The organism is Geodermatophilus sp. SYSU D00867 (genome assembly GCF_054050315.1).
Genome location: NZ_JBJGZC010000002.1, coordinates 227,040 through 246,258 on the forward strand (window position 1 = coordinate 227,040; position 19,219 = coordinate 246,258).

20 protein-coding genes are annotated in these 19,219 nt (G+C 75.6%); 11 read left to right on the forward strand and 9 right to left on the reverse strand.

All coding sequences use genetic code 11. From position 1 onward, the window contains the following. Positions 1-40: 40 nt before the first annotated feature. Positions 41-271: a DUF3039 domain-containing protein gene (locus tag ACI8AK_RS03185; RefSeq protein ID WP_456903269.1), complete on the forward strand. Its 231-nt coding sequence runs from the start codon at positions 41-43 to the stop codon at positions 269-271. Here ACI8AK_RS03185 and ACI8AK_RS03190 read toward each other — a convergent pair. The 5 genes from ACI8AK_RS03190 to ppgK all read right to left on the reverse strand — a co-directional run bounded on the left by ACI8AK_RS03190 (position 268) and on the right by ppgK (position 6,858). Then, positions 268-1,338, reverse strand: coding sequence for a YihY/virulence factor BrkB family protein (locus tag ACI8AK_RS03190; protein WP_456955092.1), 1,071 nt, complete (start codon positions 1,336-1,338; stop codon positions 268-270). The genes ACI8AK_RS03185 and ACI8AK_RS03190 overlap by 4 nt on opposite strands. An 83-nt stretch (positions 1,339-1,421) precedes the next feature. Further along, a complete protein-coding gene (locus tag ACI8AK_RS03195; protein WP_456955093.1) occupies positions 1,422-3,662 on the reverse strand; it encodes a VanW family protein in 2,241 nt (746 codons plus the stop codon). 143 nt (positions 3,663-3,805) lie between these two features. Beyond that, positions 3,806-4,030, reverse strand: coding sequence for a DUF7455 domain-containing protein (locus tag ACI8AK_RS03200; protein WP_143108228.1), 225 nt, complete (start codon positions 4,028-4,030; stop codon positions 3,806-3,808). Between the two features lie 462 nt (positions 4,031-4,492). Next, a complete protein-coding gene (locus ACI8AK_RS03205) occupies positions 4,493-5,866 on the reverse strand; it encodes an RNA polymerase sigma factor (RefSeq protein ID WP_387990828.1) in 1,374 nt (457 codons plus the stop codon). Between the two features lie 248 nt (positions 5,867-6,114). Then, positions 6,115-6,858 (reverse strand): polyphosphate--glucose phosphotransferase, encoded by a 744-nt coding sequence (gene ppgK, locus ACI8AK_RS03210; RefSeq protein ID WP_387990831.1) that lies wholly within the window; start codon positions 6,856-6,858, stop codon positions 6,115-6,117. A gap of 60 nt (positions 6,859-6,918) precedes the next feature. Here ppgK and ACI8AK_RS03215 point away from each other — a divergent pair, with 60 nt between their 5' ends. Next, complete coding sequence (locus ACI8AK_RS03215; protein ID WP_456903266.1) at positions 6,919-7,740, forward strand: inositol monophosphatase family protein; 822 nt, start codon at positions 6,919-6,921, stop codon at positions 7,738-7,740. 7 nt (positions 7,741-7,747) lie between these two features. On the opposite strand, the gene ACI8AK_RS03220 is transcribed toward ACI8AK_RS03215, so the two are convergent. Both ACI8AK_RS03220 and ACI8AK_RS03225 read right to left on the reverse strand, forming a co-directional pair. Next, the gene (locus tag ACI8AK_RS03220) at positions 7,748-8,284 is read right to left on the reverse strand and encodes a LytR C-terminal domain-containing protein (protein ID WP_456903265.1); all 537 of its coding nucleotides are present in this window, start codon (positions 8,282-8,284) and stop codon (positions 7,748-7,750) included. 106 nt (positions 8,285-8,390) lie between these two features. Continuing rightward, complete coding sequence (locus ACI8AK_RS03225; RefSeq protein ID WP_456903264.1) at positions 8,391-9,434, reverse strand: phosphotransferase family protein; 1,044 nt, start codon at positions 9,432-9,434, stop codon at positions 8,391-8,393. A 307-nt stretch (positions 9,435-9,741) separates the two neighbouring features. Here ACI8AK_RS03225 and ACI8AK_RS03230 point away from each other — a divergent pair, with 307 nt between their 5' ends. Genes ACI8AK_RS03230 through ACI8AK_RS03260 form a run of 7 tightly spaced genes read left to right on the forward strand, consistent with a single transcriptional unit; the run spans position 9,742 to position 14,271 of the window. Beyond that, positions 9,742-10,044 (forward strand): DUF4193 domain-containing protein, encoded by a 303-nt coding sequence (locus tag ACI8AK_RS03230; protein ID WP_204693870.1) that lies wholly within the window; start codon positions 9,742-9,744, stop codon positions 10,042-10,044. A gap of 39 nt (positions 10,045-10,083) precedes the next feature. Continuing rightward, positions 10,084-11,010 (forward strand): hypothetical protein, encoded by a 927-nt coding sequence (locus tag ACI8AK_RS03235; RefSeq protein ID WP_387990842.1) that lies wholly within the window; start codon positions 10,084-10,086, stop codon positions 11,008-11,010. 50 nt (positions 11,011-11,060) lie between these two features. Further along, positions 11,061-11,516, forward strand: coding sequence for a dUTP diphosphatase (dut, locus tag ACI8AK_RS03240; RefSeq protein ID WP_387990845.1), 456 nt, complete (start codon positions 11,061-11,063; stop codon positions 11,514-11,516). A 1-nt stretch (position 11,517) separates the two neighbouring features. Beyond that, on the forward strand, positions 11,518-12,237 hold the full coding sequence (locus tag ACI8AK_RS03245) for a DUF3710 domain-containing protein (protein ID WP_456955094.1): 720 nt from the start codon (positions 11,518-11,520) through the stop codon (positions 12,235-12,237). Beyond that, the gene (locus tag ACI8AK_RS03250) at positions 12,234-13,028 is read left to right on the forward strand and encodes an alpha/beta hydrolase family protein (protein ID WP_456955095.1); all 795 of its coding nucleotides are present in this window, start codon (positions 12,234-12,236) and stop codon (positions 13,026-13,028) included. Before ACI8AK_RS03245 ends, ACI8AK_RS03250 begins: the two co-directional genes overlap by 4 nt. Next, positions 13,025-13,402, forward strand: a complete 378-nt coding sequence (locus tag ACI8AK_RS03255) for an OB-fold nucleic acid binding domain-containing protein (RefSeq protein ID WP_387990854.1) — start codon at positions 13,025-13,027, stop codon at positions 13,400-13,402. The genes ACI8AK_RS03250 and ACI8AK_RS03255 overlap by 4 nt, the downstream gene beginning before the upstream one ends. Beyond that, positions 13,399-14,271, forward strand: a complete 873-nt coding sequence (locus ACI8AK_RS03260) for a DUF3159 domain-containing protein (RefSeq protein ID WP_456955096.1) — start codon at positions 13,399-13,401, stop codon at positions 14,269-14,271. The genes ACI8AK_RS03255 and ACI8AK_RS03260 overlap by 4 nt, the downstream gene beginning before the upstream one ends. Here the strand turns inward: ACI8AK_RS03260 and ACI8AK_RS03265 are convergent. Beyond that, positions 14,268-14,933, reverse strand: coding sequence for a potassium channel family protein (locus ACI8AK_RS03265; RefSeq protein ID WP_387990860.1), 666 nt, complete (start codon positions 14,931-14,933; stop codon positions 14,268-14,270). The genes ACI8AK_RS03260 and ACI8AK_RS03265 overlap by 4 nt on opposite strands. Beyond that, positions 14,933-15,598 carry a potassium channel family protein gene (locus tag ACI8AK_RS03270; RefSeq protein WP_387990863.1) on the reverse strand — a complete coding sequence of 222 codons (666 nt, stop codon included), beginning with the start codon at positions 15,596-15,598 and terminating at the stop codon, positions 14,933-14,935. Before ACI8AK_RS03270 ends, ACI8AK_RS03265 begins: the two co-directional genes overlap by 1 nt. A 169-nt stretch (positions 15,599-15,767) precedes the next feature. Here ACI8AK_RS03270 and ACI8AK_RS03275 point away from each other — a divergent pair, with 169 nt between their 5' ends. Beyond that, positions 15,768-17,813, forward strand: coding sequence for an APC family permease (locus tag ACI8AK_RS03275; RefSeq protein WP_387990866.1), 2,046 nt, complete (start codon positions 15,768-15,770; stop codon positions 17,811-17,813). Continuing rightward, complete coding sequence (locus ACI8AK_RS03280) at positions 17,806-19,122, forward strand: class I SAM-dependent RNA methyltransferase (RefSeq protein ID WP_456955097.1); 1,317 nt, start codon at positions 17,806-17,808, stop codon at positions 19,120-19,122. Before ACI8AK_RS03275 ends, ACI8AK_RS03280 begins: the two co-directional genes overlap by 8 nt. The last annotated feature ends 97 nt before the right edge of the window (positions 19,123-19,219 follow it).

Genomic DNA, 19,219 nt, shown 5'->3' on the forward strand with positions numbered 1-19,219 from the left:
GGTGCCCGCGCAGGAGACGTCCCCGAGCCAGGGAGAGACCGTGAGCAGCACCGACCTCCTCGAGAAGCCCGACGTCCGCGACTCGGACACCGGCAACGCCAACGAGGTCTTCCACTACGTCCGCAAGAACAAGATCGCCGAGAGCGCCGTCATGGGCACGCTGGTCGAGGCGCTGTGCGGCGAGGTGTTCCCGGTGACCAAGTCGCCCAAGCCCGGCAGCCCCGTCTGCCCGGCCTGCAAGGAGATCTACGAGCAGCTCCGCAAGGACTAGCGGAGTCCGAGGCGCTTGGCCTCGGCCTCGAGTTCGGCGGCGCGGCGGCGCTGCGCCCGGCGGGTGTGCCGGCGCAGCGGCGCCGGCCACCGCTCCTGGACGGTCGCGTTGAGCTCGGCGCCGAGCAGCACCGCCATCCCGAAGAAGAACAGGAACAGCAGCGCCGCGATCGGGGTCGCCAGCGCGCCGTAGGGCAGCGCGGCGACCAGGATGTCGGACACGTACAGCCGCAGCACCGTCGCCGCCACCATGAAGAAGCCGACGGCCAGCAGCGTGCCCGGCAGGTGCCGCCGCCACGGCAGCCGCCGCGGCAGGACCACGTGGTAGAAGCTCGTCAGCGCGAGCAGCAGGCCCACGACCACCACCGGCCAGTAGACGGCGTTGATCAGCACCGTCGCCGTCTCGTGCCACTCCGGCGGGAGCAGCCCGACCAGCACCCCGCGACCGAGCACCAGCAGCGGCAGCATGACCACGGCGAGCACGAGGCCGACGACGAACAGCCACAGCGCCATGAGCCGGGTGGCGATCGGGCCGCGGACGTCGCGCTGGTCGTAGGCGATGACGATCGTGTTCATGAACGTCGCCGTCGCCGAGGACCCGGCCCACAGGGTGAGCAGGAAGCCCACGCTCACGACGTCGAGCCGGCCCGAGGTCAGGATGTCGCTGAGCGTGGGCCGCACCAGCGAGTCGACGACCTCGGCGGTGAGCACCTCGCTGGAGGCGTCGACCAGCGTGTCCTCGATCGTCTGCACCGACTGCGCGCCGATCCAGTCGCCGAGGAAGCCCAGCGACCCGAGCAGCGCGATCAGCAGCGGCGGCACCGAGAGGATCTGCCAGAACGCCGCCTCGCCGGACAGCCCGAGTATGCGGTCCTGCCAGGCCTTGGCCACCGTGCGCCCGAGCACCTGCAGCGGCACCCGGACCACCGGCGGCCAGTGGTCGAGGCGGCCGGGGGCCGGGAGGTCGGCGCGGCTGGCGCCGGCGGGGGGCGGGGCGGCCGCGGGGGCGTGCGTGTCCTCCGCGGCCCCGTCGGTGCGGGACCGCCCGCCGGCCCGCACGGTGCTCACCAGGCCAGTGTGCACGCCCGGCGCCCGCCCCTGCCGCCGACGGGGCGGGGCCGGGCGCCGGTGGACCCGGTCGGGGAGCGGGGTCAGGCCGTGGGCCCCGCCGGCGGCGTGCCGCCGTCGGGCGGAGGTGCGGCCGGGTCGGCAGCCGGCGCCGGGGCGACGCAGCGGATGACCGCCTCGGCGGCGTAGCTGGTCTCGAACGTCTCCCGCCTGATCTCCGAGCCGCTCTGCAGGTCGCGGAACACCCGGGTCACGGTGACGTCGAAGCCCTGCACGCCGGACTGCGGGATGCAGTCGCCGTCGTCGACCTTCTCCTGCACCGCCGGCTGCCGGTAGTTCGTCCGCGGGCCCTCGATCGCCTCGATCTCGTAGCGCCGCGTCCCGTAGAAGGTCACGGTGATCGACCCGCCGGAGGCCCCGGGGGTCCACCGGGTGTCGACGAAGATGCCGGTGTCGGAGTCGTTGCGCCACTGCAGGTCGATCTGGCCCTCGTACACGGTGGCCTCGCGGCCGGCGGGGTAGCGGCTGATGTAGAAGCTGTGCGGCTTGTGGTAGACGTCCTCGAGCCCGGCGAAGAAGACCGCGTTGAACATCGTGGTGGCGAACTGGCTGATGCCGCCGCCGACCGCCGTCGACAGCTCGCCGCCGCTGATCACGTTGGCCGGCACGTAGCCCTGCGCGGTGCCGCGCGGGCCGGTGTGGGTGTTGAGGCTGAACGTCTCGCCGGGGAGCACCAGCGCGCCGTCGACCTCCTCGGCCACCGTCCGGATGTTGGTGGCGCTGGCGTTGTTCGTCGTCGTGGTCGTGAAGGAGCTGACCTCCTCGACGATGCCGAGCGCCTGCGCCTCCTCGGTGGTCAGCTCGGCCGGCACCGGGCCCAGCTGCGCGGTGACCGTGCGCGGCGCCGGGTCGTCCAGCACCTCGAGCAGCTGGCCGGACAGGGCCTGCGGGTCCACGCCGGTGCCGTCGACCGACGGCACGACCCGCACGCCGTCGCCCACGACCTCGAAGCGGGCGTCCTGCGCCGGCTCGCCGAAGGCGGTGAAGTCCTCGGCCATGGCCGACTGCAGCGCCGCCGGGTCGACGGCGACGGCGAGCTCGCCGCCGTCCTGCGGGGTGAACGTCAGGGACGCCGCGATCGCCTCGACCGGGACCTCGACCGAGGTGCCGCCGTCCTGGCTGGTCACCGTGACCGGCGCGGCGAGCGCGGGGGTGACGGTCTCGTCGAGGACGCGCTGCGCCTCCTCCGTGCCCACCCGCACCGGCTCGACGTCGACCGGCAGCTCGATCGGCGTCTCCGGGTCGCCGCCGGAGGCCAGCGCCGCGGTGATCGCCTCGGCGGCGCCCTCGCGGTCCAGCGTCCGGCCGTCCACCGGCTCGACCAGGGTCGGCGTGGTGCCCTCGATCGCGATGGTCGCGTCGACCGGCACCCGGTCCACCTGGGTGGCGATGGTGTCGACCTGGGCGACCAGCGCGGTGTCCTCGCCGGTGATGACCGGGTCGACCTCGCGCTCGCTGAACAGCGACACCAGGCGGGTCCAGGGGTTCAGCGGCTGGTCGTCGGCGGCGTCGACGGTCGCGTCCACGTCGAGGGTGATGCCGGCGGTGGCGGGGGACAGGGTGGCCTCGACGTCGTCGGCGACGACGACGTGGTCGGCGGCGACCCGGGGGGCGAGGTCCTGCTCGAGCCGGTCGGCGGCGGCCGCGGGGGACAGGCCGCCGACGTCGATGCCGGCCACCACCGTGTTGCGGGGGACGTCGTCCCCGGCCACCAGCACGTCGACGCCCCAGGCCAGCCCGAGGACGGCGAGCAGGCCGGCGGGGGCCAGGACGGCGGGCCGGCGCCAGCGGGGACGGCGGGCGCCCGCGGGCGGCTCGCCGGGACCGCCGCCGTCGCCCGGGCCGTCGCCGGAGCCGGGCGGGGGGACGGGGGGAGCGGCGGGCGGCCGGGGAGCCGGCGGGTCGGCCGGGACGGCGGCGGCACCGCCGAGGACGACGGTGTCCGAGGCGTCCCCGGCGGGAGCCTCGGCAGCGGCCGGCTCGACCGGCTGGGTGGTCCGCTGCCCGGTCTCCGGTGCGGCCGGGCCGCCGGTCAGCGCGACGGTGTCGTGGACCGGGTCCGGCCCGGGCGTGTCGCCGGCGTCCGGGGCGGGCTGCTCCGGTGTGTCGGCGGGGGCGGCGGCCGGCGGAGGGGGTGCGTCGGGCCCGACGGGACCGCGGTCGCGGGGGACCGGGCGGGTGTCGTCGGACAGGCCCGCGTGCGCGTCGGCGTCCGCCTCGGGGGCGGTGCCGGTCGACGGGGAGGAGGCAGGGGGCTGCGGCATCGGGGGTTCCTCGGGTCGCCGTCGACCGGGGGACCCCGGGAACGACGGAGCCGCCGGGTCCCCGTCCGCGTCAGGCGGATCGGGGACGCCGGCGGCGGCGTCGGGTGAGGGCATCATCGCGGTGAGCGACGATAGCGCCTCTCTCAGTGTGCGAGGCGCTGCTCGCCGTCGGTCTCGATGATGTCGACGGCGATGTCGCGGAGCTTGGACTCGTACTCGCGGGCGTGGTGCCCGCAGAACACGAGGTCGCTGCCGCTGGCGAGCACGACACGCACCTTGGCCAGTGCGCCGCACCGGTCGCAGTGGAAGGGCACGACCAGGTCGTCGGCGGCGGGGGTCGTCGTCAGCGTCTGGGTCATCTGGGTCATCACTCGCTCTCTACCGCACGGACCCGCTGCTGCGGATCGGCCTCCTGCACAGCGCCAGGATGGATCCTCCTGTTCCCGTGCCTCGTGTCACTGCGGGCGACTCGCCGGGTTCCGGTGAGCCGGTGACCGCTGGGACCGGTGGGGACGGTGGTCAGCAGGGACCTCTGGGTGGTGCCGGTCTGTTGGTGGTGCTGGGTCGTTCCGGGCGCCGGGCTGGTTTCCGGCTGTGGGTCCGCTGCTGTCTCGACGTCGCCCACGCTACGCCGTCTACCCGGCCGGTGCCGCCGTACACCGCGCCGTCCGCCCGGCAGGGTGAGATCGTGACCATCCCGCAACGCGGCCGGCACACGCCGACGGCCGGCACCCGTGCTGGGTGCCGGCCGTCAGGTGACGTCCTGGAACGGCCCTCCTGCAGGGGCCCGCCGCGAGCCTGCGAGCGGTGGGGGGCAGGAGGGTCCTTCCTCAGTCGAGGTAGTCGCGCAGCACCTGCGAGCGGCTGGGGTGGCGCAGCTTCGACATCGTCTTGGACTCGATCTGCCGGATCCGCTCGCGGGTGACCCCGTAGACCTGGCCGATCTCGTCGAGCGTGCGCGGCTGGCCGTCGGTGAGGCCGAACCGCAGCCGGACCACGCCGGCCTCCCGCTCGGACAGCGTCTGCAGCACGCTGGTCAGCTGGTCCTGCATGAGGGTGAAGCTGACCGCGTCAACGGCGACGACCGCCTCGGAGTCCTCGATGAAGTCACCGAGCTGGCTGTCGCCCTCGTCGCCGATGGTCTGGTCGAGGCTGATCGGCTCCCGGGCGTACTGCTGGATCTCCAGCACCTTGTCCGGGGTGATGTCCATCTCCTTGGCCAGCTCCTCCGGGGTGGGCTCGCGCCCGAGGTCCTGGAGCAGCTCGCGCTGGATGCGGCCGAGCTTGTTGATGACCTCGACCATGTGCACCGGGATGCGGATGGTGCGGGCCTGGTCGGCCATGGCACGGGTGATCGCCTGCCGGATCCACCAGGTGGCGTACGTGGAGAACTTGTAGCCCTTGGTGTAGTCGAACTTCTCGACCGCGCGGATCAGGCCGAGGTTGCCCTCCTGGATCAGGTCCAGGAACGCCATGCCGCGGCCGGTGTAGCGCTTGGCGAGGGAGACCACCAGGCGGAGGTTGGCCTCCAGCAGGTGGTTCTTGGCGCGCTCGCCGTCGCGGATGATCCAGTTGAGGTCGCGGCGCATCTGCGGGGAGAGCTTCTGGCCCTCCTCCTCGACCTGGCGCATGCGCTCGGCGGCGTACAGGCCGGCCTCGATGCGCTTGGCGAGGTCGACCTCCTCCTCGGCGTTGAGGAGGGCGACCTTGCCGATCTGCTTGAGGTAGGCGCGGACCGAGTCGGCCGAGGCGGTGAGCTCGGCGTCCTTGCGGGCCTGCCGCAGCGCCTCGGACTCCTCCTCGTCGTCCCACTCGAAGTCGCCGCCGCCCTCGGCGGTCTCCTCGGCGGCGGGCGCCTCGGCCTCGGCGCCGTCGGGACCGGCGACGACGGTCTCGTCGATGGTGAGGCCCTCGGCCCCGGCGTCGACCACCGCGACGGCGGAGTCCTCGGACGCGACGGCGGTCAGCACGGTGCCCTCACCGGTACCGGGGGAGGGGCTGATGCTCGGCTTCGCGGCTCCCTTGGGGGCGGCCGTCTTGGCCTTGCCCGTGGCGGCCCGCTTGCGTGCGGCGGGCTTGGCCGGCGCGTCGTCGGCGACGCCGACGGTGGCGCTGGTCCGGGGAGACCGGGTGCTCGCGGCGACCGTCTTCGAGCGGGTGCTGCTCGCGGCGGTGTCGTCCGGTGCAGGCTTGTCGGCGGGCACTCAGGATCCTTCCCGTGCTGGGTGCGTTCCCCGGGGGCGGTGTGACTCCCGGGCAGCGGCCCCGGCCGTCGGCCGCGGAGCGGGGAGGGCCCCAGAGTCCGGAACGGTGTTTCGCCGCTGCTCGGACGGGGGATGACTCCCGGCTGGGTGGTGACGGGCTGGGGCTCTTCCATTGTAGCGACGGGAGTCGGTGTGACCACCGCCTCGAACGGCGCGGGATCGCCCGGAAGGGCGGGACCGTGCCCCGGTCAGGGCTCCAGCCGCTCCGCGGCGGCCAGCGCGGCCCCGACGATGCCGGCGTCGTTCTGGAGCTGGGCGGGCACCACCGGCGTCCGCGTGCTCAGCAGCGGCACCCACTTGTGGGCCTTCTTGCTCACCCCGCCGCCGACGATGATCAGGTCGGGCCACAGCCCCGCCTCGAGGACGTCGAGGTAGCGGTCGACGCGCTTGGCCCAGTGCGGATAGCTGAGGTCCTCGCGCTCCCGGGCGGCCGCCGACGCGCGCTTCTCGCCGTCCTCGCCGTCGACCTGGATGTGCCCGAACTCGGTGTTGGGCACCAGCCGCCCGTCGACGAACAGCGCGCTGCCGATGCCGGTGCCGAAGGTGAGCATGAGGACGACGCCGTCCTGGTCCCGGCCGGCGCCGTAGCGCATCTCGGCCAGCCCGGCGGCGTCGGCGTCGTTGAGGGTCTCGACGGTCCCGGGCACCAGCGCGCTGAGCCCGGCGTCGACGTCGGTGCCGATCCAGGCCTTGTCCATGTTGGCGGCGGTGTGCGCGACCCCGCGCTTCATCACCCCGGGGTAGGTGACGCCGATGCGGCCGGTCCAGCCGAAGGACGACACGATGCCGGCGACGACCTCGTAGACCGCCTCCGGCGTGGACGGCTGGGGCGTCTCCACCCGCACCCGCTCGCCCACGAGCGCACCGGCCTCGAGGTCGACCAGGCACCCCTTGATGCCGCTGCCGCCGATGTCCACGCCGAACCCCTGCACGCCGGTCACCCTAGTGACCGGGACCGCACCCCGGGCGGCGGCTCGGGCAGGATCGCCCGGGTGAGTGCCTCGCCACCCCCCGCCGAGCTGCTCGGCCTCGCCGTCGCGACCGCCCGCGAGGCGGCCGACCTCGTCGCCCGCGAGCGCGGGTCGGCCGCGGCCGCCGTCGACGTCAAGAGCAGCCCCACCGACGTCGTCACCGCCGTCGACACCGCCTCCGAGCGGCTGATCACCGGCCGGCTGCTCGCCGCCCGGCCCGACGACGGCCTGCTCGGCGAGGAGGGCGCCTCCCGCGCGGGCACCAGCGGCGTGCGGTGGGTCGTCGACCCGATCGACGGCACCGTCAACTTCCTCTACGGGCTGCGCGGGTACGCCGTGTCCATCGCCGCCCAGGTCGACGGCGTCACGGTGGCCGGCGCGGTGCTCGACGTCCCCACCGGAGAGCTGTTCACCGCCACCGCCGGTGGCGGGGCGTTCCTCTCCACCCCGGCGCGGCCCGAGCCGGTGCGGCTGGAGGGCAACCGGCCGGCGTCCCTCGGGCAGACGCTGGTGGCCACCGGGTTCGGGTACCGCGTGGAGCAGCGGCGGGCCCAGGGCGCCGTCGTCGCCCAGCTGCTCCCCGAGGTCCGCGACATCCGCCGGCAGGGCTGCGCGTCGCTGGACCTGTGCTCGGTGGCCGCCGGCCGGGTGGACGCCTACTACGAGCTGGACCTCAAGCCCTGGGACCACGCCGCCGGCGCGCTGGTCGCCGCCGAGGCCGGGCTGGTGGTCACCGGCCTGCCCGGCCGGCCGTTCGCCGAGCCGATGGCGGTCGCCGTCCCCGAGACGGTGGCCGGGCCGCTGCTCGCGCTGCTCGACCGGCTCCACCCGGAGGTGCGCTGACGGGTCGTCAGCAGGCGGCCTCGGCGCTGGCGATCGGGGTGAGGGTGGCCGCGACCTGGTCGGCCGGGGCCAGCCCGGTGAACTCCGGGCCGATCACCAGGTCGACGCGGGCGTCGGCGCGGGTGTCCTGGTAGGCGCCGGCGTCCGGGAGGAACAGCGACAGGTACCGGGCGGCGTCGGTGCCGCGCGCGCCGTGCCGGATCTCGCCCGGGCCGGTCACCTCGCGGTCGGTCGGGTCGTTGGCGACCTCCTCGACGACGAAGCCGCGCGCGGTCAGCTCACCGGCGACCTCCTGCGCCTTGCCCGCGAGGTCCGAGGCGTTGTAGACGCGCACCGTGACCGTGCTGGGGTCCAGCGACGGCGGCGCCGCCTCGGCGGTCTCGCACGCCGCGGCCTGCGCCGCGTCCCGGGCGCCCTCGTCGGAGAAGACCTTCCACCACACGGCGAGCGCGCCCAGGGCCAGCACGAGCAGGAAGACCAGCGGCGGCAGGTAGCGACGGTCCTTGCGGGGACGCACCGGCGGGGTGGCGGTGCTGGTGCTCACGGTCGTCCTCCTCGGCGGCGACCCGGAGGGGTCCGGCGGGCCGCGCCAGGTCGGGTCGCGCGGAGTCCAGGTCGGGTCGCGCGGAGTCTAGGCACGCCACCGGCGCTCAGAGGGCACCGTCCTCCAGCGCGGCGCGTCCCAGCTCGACGCACGGGTCGATGCGGTCGGCGTAGCCGGAGGTGTCCTTGCCGGCCATCGCGCCGGCGGCCGAGCGGGCCACGATGCCGGCGACGATCGCGGCGAACTTGAAGAAGGCGAACCCGACGTACCAGTCGAGGTCGGAGAGGTCCACGCCGCTGCGCTCCGCGTACCGCTCGGCGATCTCCCGGCGGGTGGGGAAGCCGGGCAGCGTCGTCACCGGGCTGAGCACCGGGCGGGTCTCCCCGGCCTCGGGCCAGTAGACGAACAGCATCCCGATGTCGGTGAGCGGGTCGCCGAGGGTCGACATCTCCCAGTCGAGGACGGCGCGGACGGCGCCGGGGCGCTCGGGGTCGAGCAGGCAGTTGTCCAGCCGGTAGTCGCCGTGCACGATCCCGGTCCGCTGGGTGGCCGGCACGGTCTCGGCCAGCCGCTCGGCGAGGGCGTCCATGTGGGGGCGGTCGCGGTCGCGCGTGGCGTCCCACTGCTTGGTCCACCGGCGCACCTGCCGGGCGAGGAAGCCCTCGGGCCGGCCGAAGTCGCCCAGGCCCACGGCCTCGGCGTCGACGGCGTGCAGGTCGGCCAGGACGTCGATCAGCCCGTCGCCGATCCGCCGCCGCAGCTCCGGGGTGTCGGCGTAGCCGGCCGGGATCTCGTTCACCACGTGCAGGCCGACGACCCGCTCCATGACGTAGAACGGCGCGCCCAGCACCCCGGTGTCGGTGCACAGGTGCAGCGTCCGCGGCACCGGGACCGACGTCGGCCCGAGCGCGGAGACGACCTTGTGCTCGCGGACCATGTCGTGGGCGGTGGCGAGGACCGCGCCCGTCGGGGGTCGCCGCAGGATCACCGCGTCGTCGGCCGTGCCCCCGGCCGGGGTGACGACGTAGGTGAGGTTGGACATGCCCGCCGCGATCAGCTCGACGCTCACCTCCCGCCAGCGCTCGTCGTTGAGCACGGAGGCGAGATACGGACCGACGACGGCGGGGTCAGCTCCCACGGGACTCGACACGGGCGGCAGGGTAACCTCCGGCACTCCGCCTCCCGACCGCCCGCCCGGGCCGGTCCCGGCGCCCCGGACGGGCCGTCGTCCGTCCTCGTGTGTCCCGCGCGGACAGGCGGGCACAAACCGGGGCCGCACGGCGTTGGGGGGCTGCCGGTCCCGTACCGAGCCGACCCCGTGGTCGGCCGGGAGCAGGTCCGGTCCGTGACCAGCGGCCGCCCCCGGGCGGCCGGCCAGGCCGACGGCGGACCCCGCCGCCGTCGGACGAGGCGGACGCCCCGCGTCCGCGAACTACCCCGGAGGAGGGGCACACCCCATGGCCACCGACTACGACGCCCCGCGCCGCAACGAGGCCGACGAGCTCGGCGAGGACTCCCTCGAGGAGCTCAAGGCCCGTCGGGCGGAGGCCCAGTCGGCCTCGGTCGACGTCGACGAGACCGACTTCAACGAGAGCCTCGAGCTGCCCGGCGCGGACCTGTCCAACGAGGAGCTGACCGTCCGCGTGCTGCCGAAGCAGGAGGACGAGTTCACCTGCTCGCGCTGCTTCCTCGTGCAGCACCGCAGCCGGCTCGCCGCCACCCGCGGCGACCAGATGTACTGCCGCGACTGCGCCGCATGAGCCGCACCACCGCTTGACCGGACACGGGGGGAGCAGCCGATGACCGACCCGAGGGAGCGCATCGGCGCGCCCCGCGACGTCCCGCCGCCCCGGCCCGTGCAGGACGCGCCCCGGCCGGGGCCGGACCGGTCGGGGGACGGTCCGGCCTGGCTGTCCGAGGACACCGGCCTGGGGCGGGCGGCCCGCACGGTCGCCGACGCCGTGACCCGGCTGCTCGGCGGGGGCGCCGACGAGGCGCCCGCCCCTGGGCAGCCGGACACCCGGCGGTCGGCCGCCGGTGTCCTCCGCGACGTCATCACCGCCCTGGGCGCCGCCGCGGCCGGCGCCGCCCGCCGTCCCGAGCCGCCGGAGGGGAGCGGACCCGACGACGAGGAGTCGGCCCGCGGCCCGGTCGGCGTGCTCGGCGAGCTGCTCACCGCCGCCGCACCCCGGCTGCCCGTCCGCGACGCCGCCCGGCTGCGTGCCGCCTACCCCGGGAAGTCGGACGAGGAGATCGCCGACGCCCTCGTCACCCGCTCGGCGCGGCTCACCGCCGCGGTCGGCGCGGCCACCGGCGGGCTCTCCGCGGCCCACTGGTTCGTGCCCGGGTCGCTGGTGGCGCTGCCGCTCGAGCTCGGCGCCGAGACGCTGCTCACCGCCGGCATCGAGGTCGTCCTCCTCGGCGAGCTGCACGAGCTCGCGGGCCGGCCGGCCGGCGGCACACCGGCCGAGCGCGCCGCCGCCTACCTCTCCAGCTGGACCCAGCAGCGCGCCGTCGAGACCGGCGCGCGGGAGGGGCTGGGCGTCGTCCTCGGCACCGCCGGGTTCCGCGCCCTGCGCCGCCGGCTGTCCCGCCGGATGGCCCGCGGCCTCGGCTCGGCCGCGCCGCTGTTCGTCGGCGCGGCGCTCGGCGGCCGGGGCAACCTCAAGGCCACCGAGACCCTCGCCCGCCGGGTCCGCGCCGACCTGCGCCGCGGCCCGGCCTGAGGTCCCGGCCGGTCCGCCGACCCCGCCCCGGCGCGGTTAGGGTCGCCGTCGTGGCCGACCCCCTGGAGGTCCCCGTCCGGCTGACCGCGGCGGGGGCGACACCCCCGCGCTACGCGCTGCCCGGCGACGCGGGCGCCGACCTCACCATCACCGAGGACGTGCACCTGGCGCCGTTCGAGCGCGCGCTCGTGGGCACCGGCGTGGCCGTGGCCATCCCCGAGGGCTACGCCGGGTTCGTGCACCCGCGCTCGGGCCTCGCCGCCCGGCACGGCCTGAGCCTGGTCAACGCCCCCGGCACCATCGACGCCGGCTACCGCGGCGAGATCAAGGTGAACCTCGTGAACCTCGACCCGGCCACCCCGCTGACGCTGCGCGCCGGCGACCGGGTCGCGCAGCTGGTCGTGCAGCCGGTCGTCACCGCCCGCTTCGTACCGGTCGAGGCGCTGCCGGAGAGCGTCCGCGGCGAGGGCGGACACGGGTCCACCGGCGCGGGACAGGAGGCCTGAGATGCCCTTCGGACGACGGCGCAACCGGATCGACCGCAGCCTGCGCGAGCGCGGCGTCCCGCCCGAGCCGCAGCACCGCGAGCGCGACGTCGAGGAGACCACCGGCCCCTACGACGAGGCCGACGCCCCCGACGACGGCACGCCCCGCGTCGACCTGGGCTCGCTGCGGCTGCCCGCCGTCCCCGGCACCGAGCTGCGGGTGGACCTCAACCAGCAGCAGAAGGTGATCGGCGCGACCCTGCGCTACGGCGACTCGCTGCTGCAGCTGTCCGCCTTCGCCGCACCCCGCGCCGCCGGCATCTGGGACGACGTCCGCGCCGAGCTGGCGCGCAGCGCCTCCGGCCAGGGCGGGCGGCTGCAGGAGACCGAGGGCCCCTTCGGTCCCGAGCTGGCCGGCACCGTCGTGGTCATACCGCCGCCCCAGCCCGGCGGGCCCCCGCCGAAGCCGGTGCGCCGGGCGGCGCGCTTCCTCGGGGTCGACGGGCCCCGCTGGTTCCTCCGGGGGATGATCAGCGGCCCCGCCGCCGAGTCGCCCGAGGCGGCGGCGGTGCTCGAGGACGTCTTCCGCCGGGTGGTCGTGGTCCGGGGCACCTCGCCGATGCCGGTGCGCGAGCAGCTGCCGCTCACCCTCCCGCCGCAGGCCGCCGCGCAGCTGGCCCGCCAGCAGCAGGCGGGGCAGCAGCCGGGGCGACCGGCGGCCCCGCCGCGGCCGACCGCGTGACCCCCGCGGTCGTCGCCTACGGCTCCCACCCCGACCAGTTCCTCGAGCTGACCCTGCCCGACGGGCAGGACCCGGCGCCCGTGGTCGTCGTGCTGCACGGCGGGTTCTGGCGGGCGGCGTACGGCGTCGAGCTGGCCCGCCCGCTGGCCGCCGACCTCGCCGCCGCCGGGTACGCCGCCATCGCCGTCGAGTACCGGCGGGTCGGCAGCGGCGGCGGGTGGCCGGCCACCCTGGAGGACGTCGCCGCTGCGCTCGACGCGCTGCCGGACCTCCCGGACGCCGGCCGGCTGGACCTCGGCTCGGTCACCGTCGCCGGGCACTCCGCCGGCGGGCACCTGGCCGCGTGGGCCGCCGGGCGGACGCGGCTGCCGGCCGGCGCGCCCGGCGCCGCCCCGCGGGTGCGGGTGACCGCGGCGGTCCTGCAGGCCGGCGTCGTGGACCTGGGCCGGGCGGCGGAGCAGCGGCTGGGCCGCGGCGCGGTCCAGGAGTTCCTCGGCGGCGAGCCGGGTGAGGTGCCCGGCCGCTACGCGGCCGCCGACCCGGTCGGGCTGCTGCCCACCGGCGCCGACGTGCTGTGCGTGCACGGCACCGAGGACGACGTCGTGCCGCCCGAGCAGTCGCAGCGGTACGCGGCGGCGGCCGCGGCGGCCGGCGACCGGGTGACCGTGCGCACCGTCCCGGGCGGTCACCGGGTGCCCATCGACCCGGCGGGGGAGGCCTGGGCGGTGGTCCGCGCGTGGCTGGGGGAACGCACCGCCGGCCGGGTGGGCGGCACTACCCTGGAACCGTGACACAGACCCGTCCCGGCGGCTGGCTCGCACGCACGCTGCAGCGGCTGACCGCCGACGACTCCGCCATCGACGCGCAGGAGCTGCGCGAGGAGTCCGACCGCGCCGGCTGCGAGCCGGTGAGCGCCTGCCGCAAGGGGGCGGTGGTGACCGTGACCGGCCGGCTCAAGTCGGTCGTCTACACCCCGCGCGAGACGGTCCCCACCCTGGAGGCGGAGCTGTTCGACGGCTCCGGCTCGGTCACCCTGGTCTGGCTGGGCCGCCGGCGCATCCCGGGCATCGAGCCCGGCCGGACGCTGACCGCCCGCGGCCGGTTCGCCAACTTCGACGGCCGCAAGGTCATCTACAACCCCTGGTACGAGCTGAGCGCGGGGTGATCCCGGCGGCCGACGACGACGGCCGGCGCGATCCGGGGGGAGCAGCACCGCACCAGGAGCCCACGCACGCGGACGGCACCACGACCGAGGACACGGGCCGGGGCGTCACCTTCGACCGGCACATGGTGCTGGAGCAGCTCGGCGGCTGGCGCGGCATGGTCGACGCCACGCTGCCCACGCTGGCCTTCATCGTCGCCAACTCGATCGGCGACCTGCGCACCGGGATCTGGGCCGCCGTCGGCGCCGCCGTGCTGGTCCTGCTGGTCCGGCTGGTGCGCCGGGAGAGCGTGCAGCAGGCGTTCAGCGGCCTGTTCGGCGTCGCGGTGGCGGTCGCCATCGCCGCCGCCTCGGGGCAGGCGCGCAACTACTTCGTCCCGGGGATCATCCGCAACGCCGTGATCGGCGTGGTGCTGCTCGGCTCCGTGCCGCTGCGCTGGCCGCTGGTCGGCGTGGTCGCCGAGTGGCTCGCGCCGAGCCACCTGGGGTCGATGGCCGCGCACACGCTGCCCGGGCTGCGGCGCCGCGTCGACAGCGCCCGCGCCCGGCTGCACCACCAGCCGCGCCCGCGCCCGCCGGAGCCCGGGCCGGCGCAGACCGGGCGCCCGGCCGACCCCGAGCCCGAGCGGCACTGGCGCGACGACCCCCGGATGGTGCGCGCCTACGGCTGGCTGACCGTCGTCTGGGCGGTGACGTTCCTGCTGCGCGTCACCGTGCAGACGCCGCTTTACCTCGCCGACGAGGAGGACCTGCTCGGCGTCGCCTCGCTCGTCCTCGGCCTGCCGGTGACCGCGGCCGCCCTCGCGCTCACGCTCTGGGTCGTCGCCCGCCTGCACCGGCACCGCGTGGAGACCGACGCCGGCGGCGCCTAGAGAGCGGTCGGCGACAGGACCTGCTGCAGCTGCTCCTCGACGTCGGCGTGCGTGACGAACAGCAGCTCGTCGCCTACCTCGAGCGGCTCGTCCGGGGTGGGCGTGATGACCCGGTCGCCGCGCAGCATCGCCGTCAGCACCGTCTCGCGCGGCAGCGGCACCTCGCGCAGCGGCCGGCCGGCCCACGGGGTGTTTTCGGCGAGGGTGATCTCGACCAGGTTGGCCGCGCCCTTGCGGAAGCTCATCAGCCGGACGACGTCGCCGACGGTCACCGCCTCCTCGACCAGCGCGGCGAGCACCCGCGGGGTGGAGACGGCGACGTCGACGCCCCACGCCTCGGTGTAGAGCCACTCGTTGCGCGGGTCCTTGACGCGGGCGACGACGCGGTTGACCGCGAACTCGGTCTTGGCCAGCAGCGAGACGACGAGGTTGGCCTTGTCGTCGCCGGTGGCCGCGACGACGACGTCGCAGGTGGCCAGCTGGGCCTCCTCGAGCGAGGAGACCTCGCAGGCGTCGGCCTGGACCCACTCCGCGCCCGGCACCGCACGGGTGCGGACCTTGCGGCCGTCCTTCTCGATGAGCATCACGGTGTGCCCGTTGTTGAGCAGCTCCCCGGCGATGGAGCGGCCGACCGCCCCGGCGCCCACGATGGCCACGCGCATCAGGCCCTGCCCTCCTCGGGGTGCTCGATCGTCCGGTGCACGCGGTCGGAGATCTCGTCGGTGGCCGCGACGACGAGCTGGTCGCCGTCCTGCAGCACGGTGGACGCGGTGGGCAGCTGCGCCTCCCCGAAGCGGACCAGCCAGGCGGCCCGGGCGCCGGAGGCGGCCTCGAGCTCGGAGAGCCTGCGGCCCACCCAGCCGTCGGTGACGGTCACCCGCATCAGCAGCACCCGGCCGGTGGGCTCCCGCCAGATCTCGCTGACCTTGACCGACAGCAGCTCGCGCAGCAGCCGGTTCACCGTCCACGGCACGGTCGCGACGCTCGGGATGCCCATCCGCTCGAACACCTCGGCGCGCTTGGAGTCGTAGATCCGGGCGACGACGTGCTGGACGCCGAAGGTCTCCCGCGCCACGCGCGCGCTGATGATGTTCGAGTTGTCGCCGCTGCTGACGGCGGCGAAGGCGCCGGCGGAGTCGATGCCGGCGTCGAGCAGCACCTGCCGGTCGAAGCCCAGGCCGGTCACCTGCCGGCCGGTGAACTCGGGCCCGAGCCGGCGGAAGGCCTCCGGGTCCTGGTCGATCACCGCGACGCTGTGGCCGATCTGCTCCAGCCGTCGCGCGATGGCCGAGCCGACACGGCCGCAGCCCATGACGACCACGTGCACGTGTCGCTCCCGGATGCCTCGCACGGGCGCCGTCCGCCCGCGGTCCAGGGCGCGAAGCTACACCCGTCCCCGGGCGGTCCGGGGGGTGCGCCCGGACCGCGTGCCCCTCCGGGCGGGGCGCCCGGCGCGGAGCGGCACCGGGTGCCCCCGCGTCCGTACCATCGCCGCCGTGCCCAAGCTGTCCGACCTCGGACAACTCCCCAAACGGCTCGTCGTCGGCCGGCCGGTCCGCAGCGACCGCGCGGGGGAGTCCCTGCTCCCGAAGTCCCTGGCCCTGCCGATCTTCGCCAGCGACCCGCTCTCCTCCGTGGCCTACGCCACCCAGGAGATCCTGATCGTCCTGACGCTGGCCGGCACCGCGTTCCTGTTCCTCGCGCCGTGGCTGGCCGTCGTCGTCGTGCTGCTGCTGGCGACCGTCGTGCTGTCCTACCGCCAGGTGGTGCACGCCTACCCCTCGGGCGGCGGCGACTACGAGGTCGCGATGAAGAACCACGGCCAGTTCGCCGGGCTCACCGTCGCCAGCGCGCTGCTGGTCGACTACGTGCTCACCGTGGCCGTGTCCGTGTCGGCGGGCACCGACAACATCATCTCGGCCTTCCCCACGCTCAACGAGCACCGCGTGCTCATCGCCGTCGGGCTGGTCGCGCTGCTGGCGGCGACCAACCTGCGCGGCGTGCGGGAGTCGGGCAAGACGTTCGCCGTCCCGACGTACCTGTTCGTCGCCGGGATCATGGTCATGATCGTCACGGGGCTGGTCCGCGACCTCTTCACCGACTCCCCGGTCATCGCCGAGAGCGCCGGCTGGTCGGTCCTGCCAGAGGCGGGCTACGACGACCTCGGTGGCGTCGCGCTGGTGTTCTTCGCGCTGCGGGCCTTCGCCTCCGGGTGCACCGCGCTGACCGGCGTCGAGGCCATCGCCAACGGCGTCCCCGCGTTCCGCCCGCCGAAGTCCAAGAACGCCGCGACGACGCTGGCGCTCATGGGCGGGATCGCCGCGACGATGTTCGCCGGCGTCACCGCGCTCGCCCTGTTCGGCGACGTCCGGTACGCGGAGAACACCTGCGACCTCGTCGGCTTCCCGGGCGACTGCGAGACCGACCCCCAGCGCACGGTCATCGCCCAGCTCGCCGCGGCCACCTTCGGCGGGGACACCTCGGTCGGCTTCTTCTACATCCAGGCGGCCACCGCTCTGGTGCTGATCCTCGCCGCCAACACCGCCTTCAACGGCTTCCCGCTGCTGGGCTCGGTGCTCGCGCAGGACCGGTTCCTGCCCCGCCAGCTGCACACCCGCGGCGACAAGCTCGTCTACAGCAACGGCATCCTGCTGCTGGCCGGCTTCGCGGCGCTGCTGATCCTCGCCTTCGAGGCCGACCCGAACCGGCTGATCCAGATGTACATCGTCGGGGTCTTCACCAGCTTCACGATCGGCCAGTGGGGCATGGTGCGGCACTGGAACCGGGAGATCCGGCTGTCGGGCGACGCGGCCGAGAAGCGGCGGATGCGCCGCTCGCAGGTCATCAACACCATCGGCGGCAGCCTGACCACCGTCGTCCTGGTGATCATCGTGGTCACGAAGTTCACCCGCGGCGCCTACCTGGTCATCCTCGTGATGCCGGTGCTGTTCCTGCTGATGAAGGCGATCAACCGGCACTACTCGCACGTGGCCTCGCAGCTGGTGCCCGACACCGACGCCCGCATGCTGCCGAGCAAGGTGCACGCGATCGTGCTGGTGTCCAAGGTGCACAAGCCGACGCTGCGGGCGCTGGCCTTCGCCCGCGCCACCCGGCCCGACGTGCTGACCGCGCTGACGGTCAACGTGGACCCGGGCGACACGCGCGCGCTGCAGGCGGACTGGGAGCGCTACGACGTCCCGGTCCCGCTGACCGTGCTGGAGTCGCCCTACCGGGAGATCACCCGGCCGGTCGTCGACTACGTCAAGGGCATCCGCCGGGACAGCCCCCGCGAGCTGGTCATCGTGTTCGTGCCGCAGTACGTCGTCGGCCACTGGTGGGAGAACGTGCTGCACAACCAGAGCGCGCTGCGGCTGCGCGCCCGGCTGCAGTTCCAGCCCGGCGTCATGATCACCACGGTGCCGTGGCAGCTGGAGAGCTCCATCGGCCGCGGCGACGAGGACGACCGCCGTTCCGGCCCCATGCCCGGCGACCTGCGCCGCGGCCTCACCGACGACCAGGTCGAGGCCACCCCCTATGGCTGACCGGCGGCGCCGACCGGCAGCCCGCCCGGCCCGCCCGCCCCGGCCCGACCGGGGTGCGGGGTGGACCGGCCGGGAGTTCGAGGTGACCGTCGGCCCGGTCGCGCACGGCGGGCACTGCGTGGCCCGGCACGAGGGCCGGGTGGTGTTCGTCCGGCACGCGCTGCCCGGTGAGCGGGTGGTCGTCCGGGTCACCGAGGACCGCCAGCCCGGCTACTGCCGCGCCGACGCCGTCGAGGTGCTCGAGGCGGCAGCCGACCGGGTGGAGCGGCCCTGCCCGCACAGCGGCCCGGGGCGCTGCGGCGGCTGCGACTGGCAGCACGTCTCCTGGGAGGGGCAGCGGCGGCTCAAGGCCGACGTCGTCCGCGAGCAGCTCACCCGGCTCGGTGGCCTGGACGCCGCCGACCCGGTGCTGGCCGGCCTCGCCGTCGAGGCGCTGCCCGGCGGGCCGCTGCGCTGGCGGTCCCGGGCGCGGTTCGCCGTCGGCCGGGACGGGGTGCCCGGGCTGCGCCGGCACCGCTCGCACGACGTGCACGTCCTCGACGACTGCCCGATCACCGTCGAGCCGGCCGCGCGGGCGGTGCTGTCGCGGCGCTGGCCGGGGGCCGGGGCGGTGGACGTCGCCGTCGACTCGGCGGGCACGGTGACCACCACGCGGCTGGACCGCCGCGGCGTGCCGACGTCGACCCGCGTGCTCCGGGCCGGCGACGACGTCCCCGCCGAGCCGGCCGGGCGGGCCGGGCGCCACGCCGCCGGGCGGGACTGGGAGGTCGAGGGCACCGGTTTCTGGCAGGTGCACGAGGCGGCCGCCGACGCGCTGGTGGGCGCGGTGTCCGCGCTGGCCGGCGTGCGGCCGGGGGAGACGGTGCTCGACCTGTACGCCGGCGCCGGGCTGTTCGGCGGCGCGCTGGCGCCCGGGGTGGGGGAGTCCGGCCGGGTGGTGTGCGTGGAGGCCGACGCCGAGGCGTGCGCCGCCGCGGAGGTCAACCTGGGCGACCTGCCGCAGGCCGAGGTGTGGCAGGGCGAGGTGGACGCCGAGGGGCTCACGGGGCTGCTCGAGGAGCTCGGCGGCGTGCCCGACGTCGTGGTGCTGGACCCGCCGCGCGCCGGGGCGGGTGCCGCGGTGAGCCGCGTGCTGGCCGGCACCGGGGCGCGGGCCGTCGTCTACGTCGCCTGCGACCCGGCGTCGCTGGGCCGCGACGTCGCCGCCTTCACCGGTGCCGGGTACCGCCTGGCCGCCCTGCGCGCCTTCGACGCCTTCCCGATGACCGCGCACGTGGAGTGTGTCGCCCTGCTGGTGCCCGCCCCCTGATCGGCCCTACGGGGAGGGCCCGGCACCGTGGGCGGCGGGGCGTGCAGGTCCACGTCGTCACCCATCCCGGGGTCCTGGTCGACCCGGCCGTGCCGTC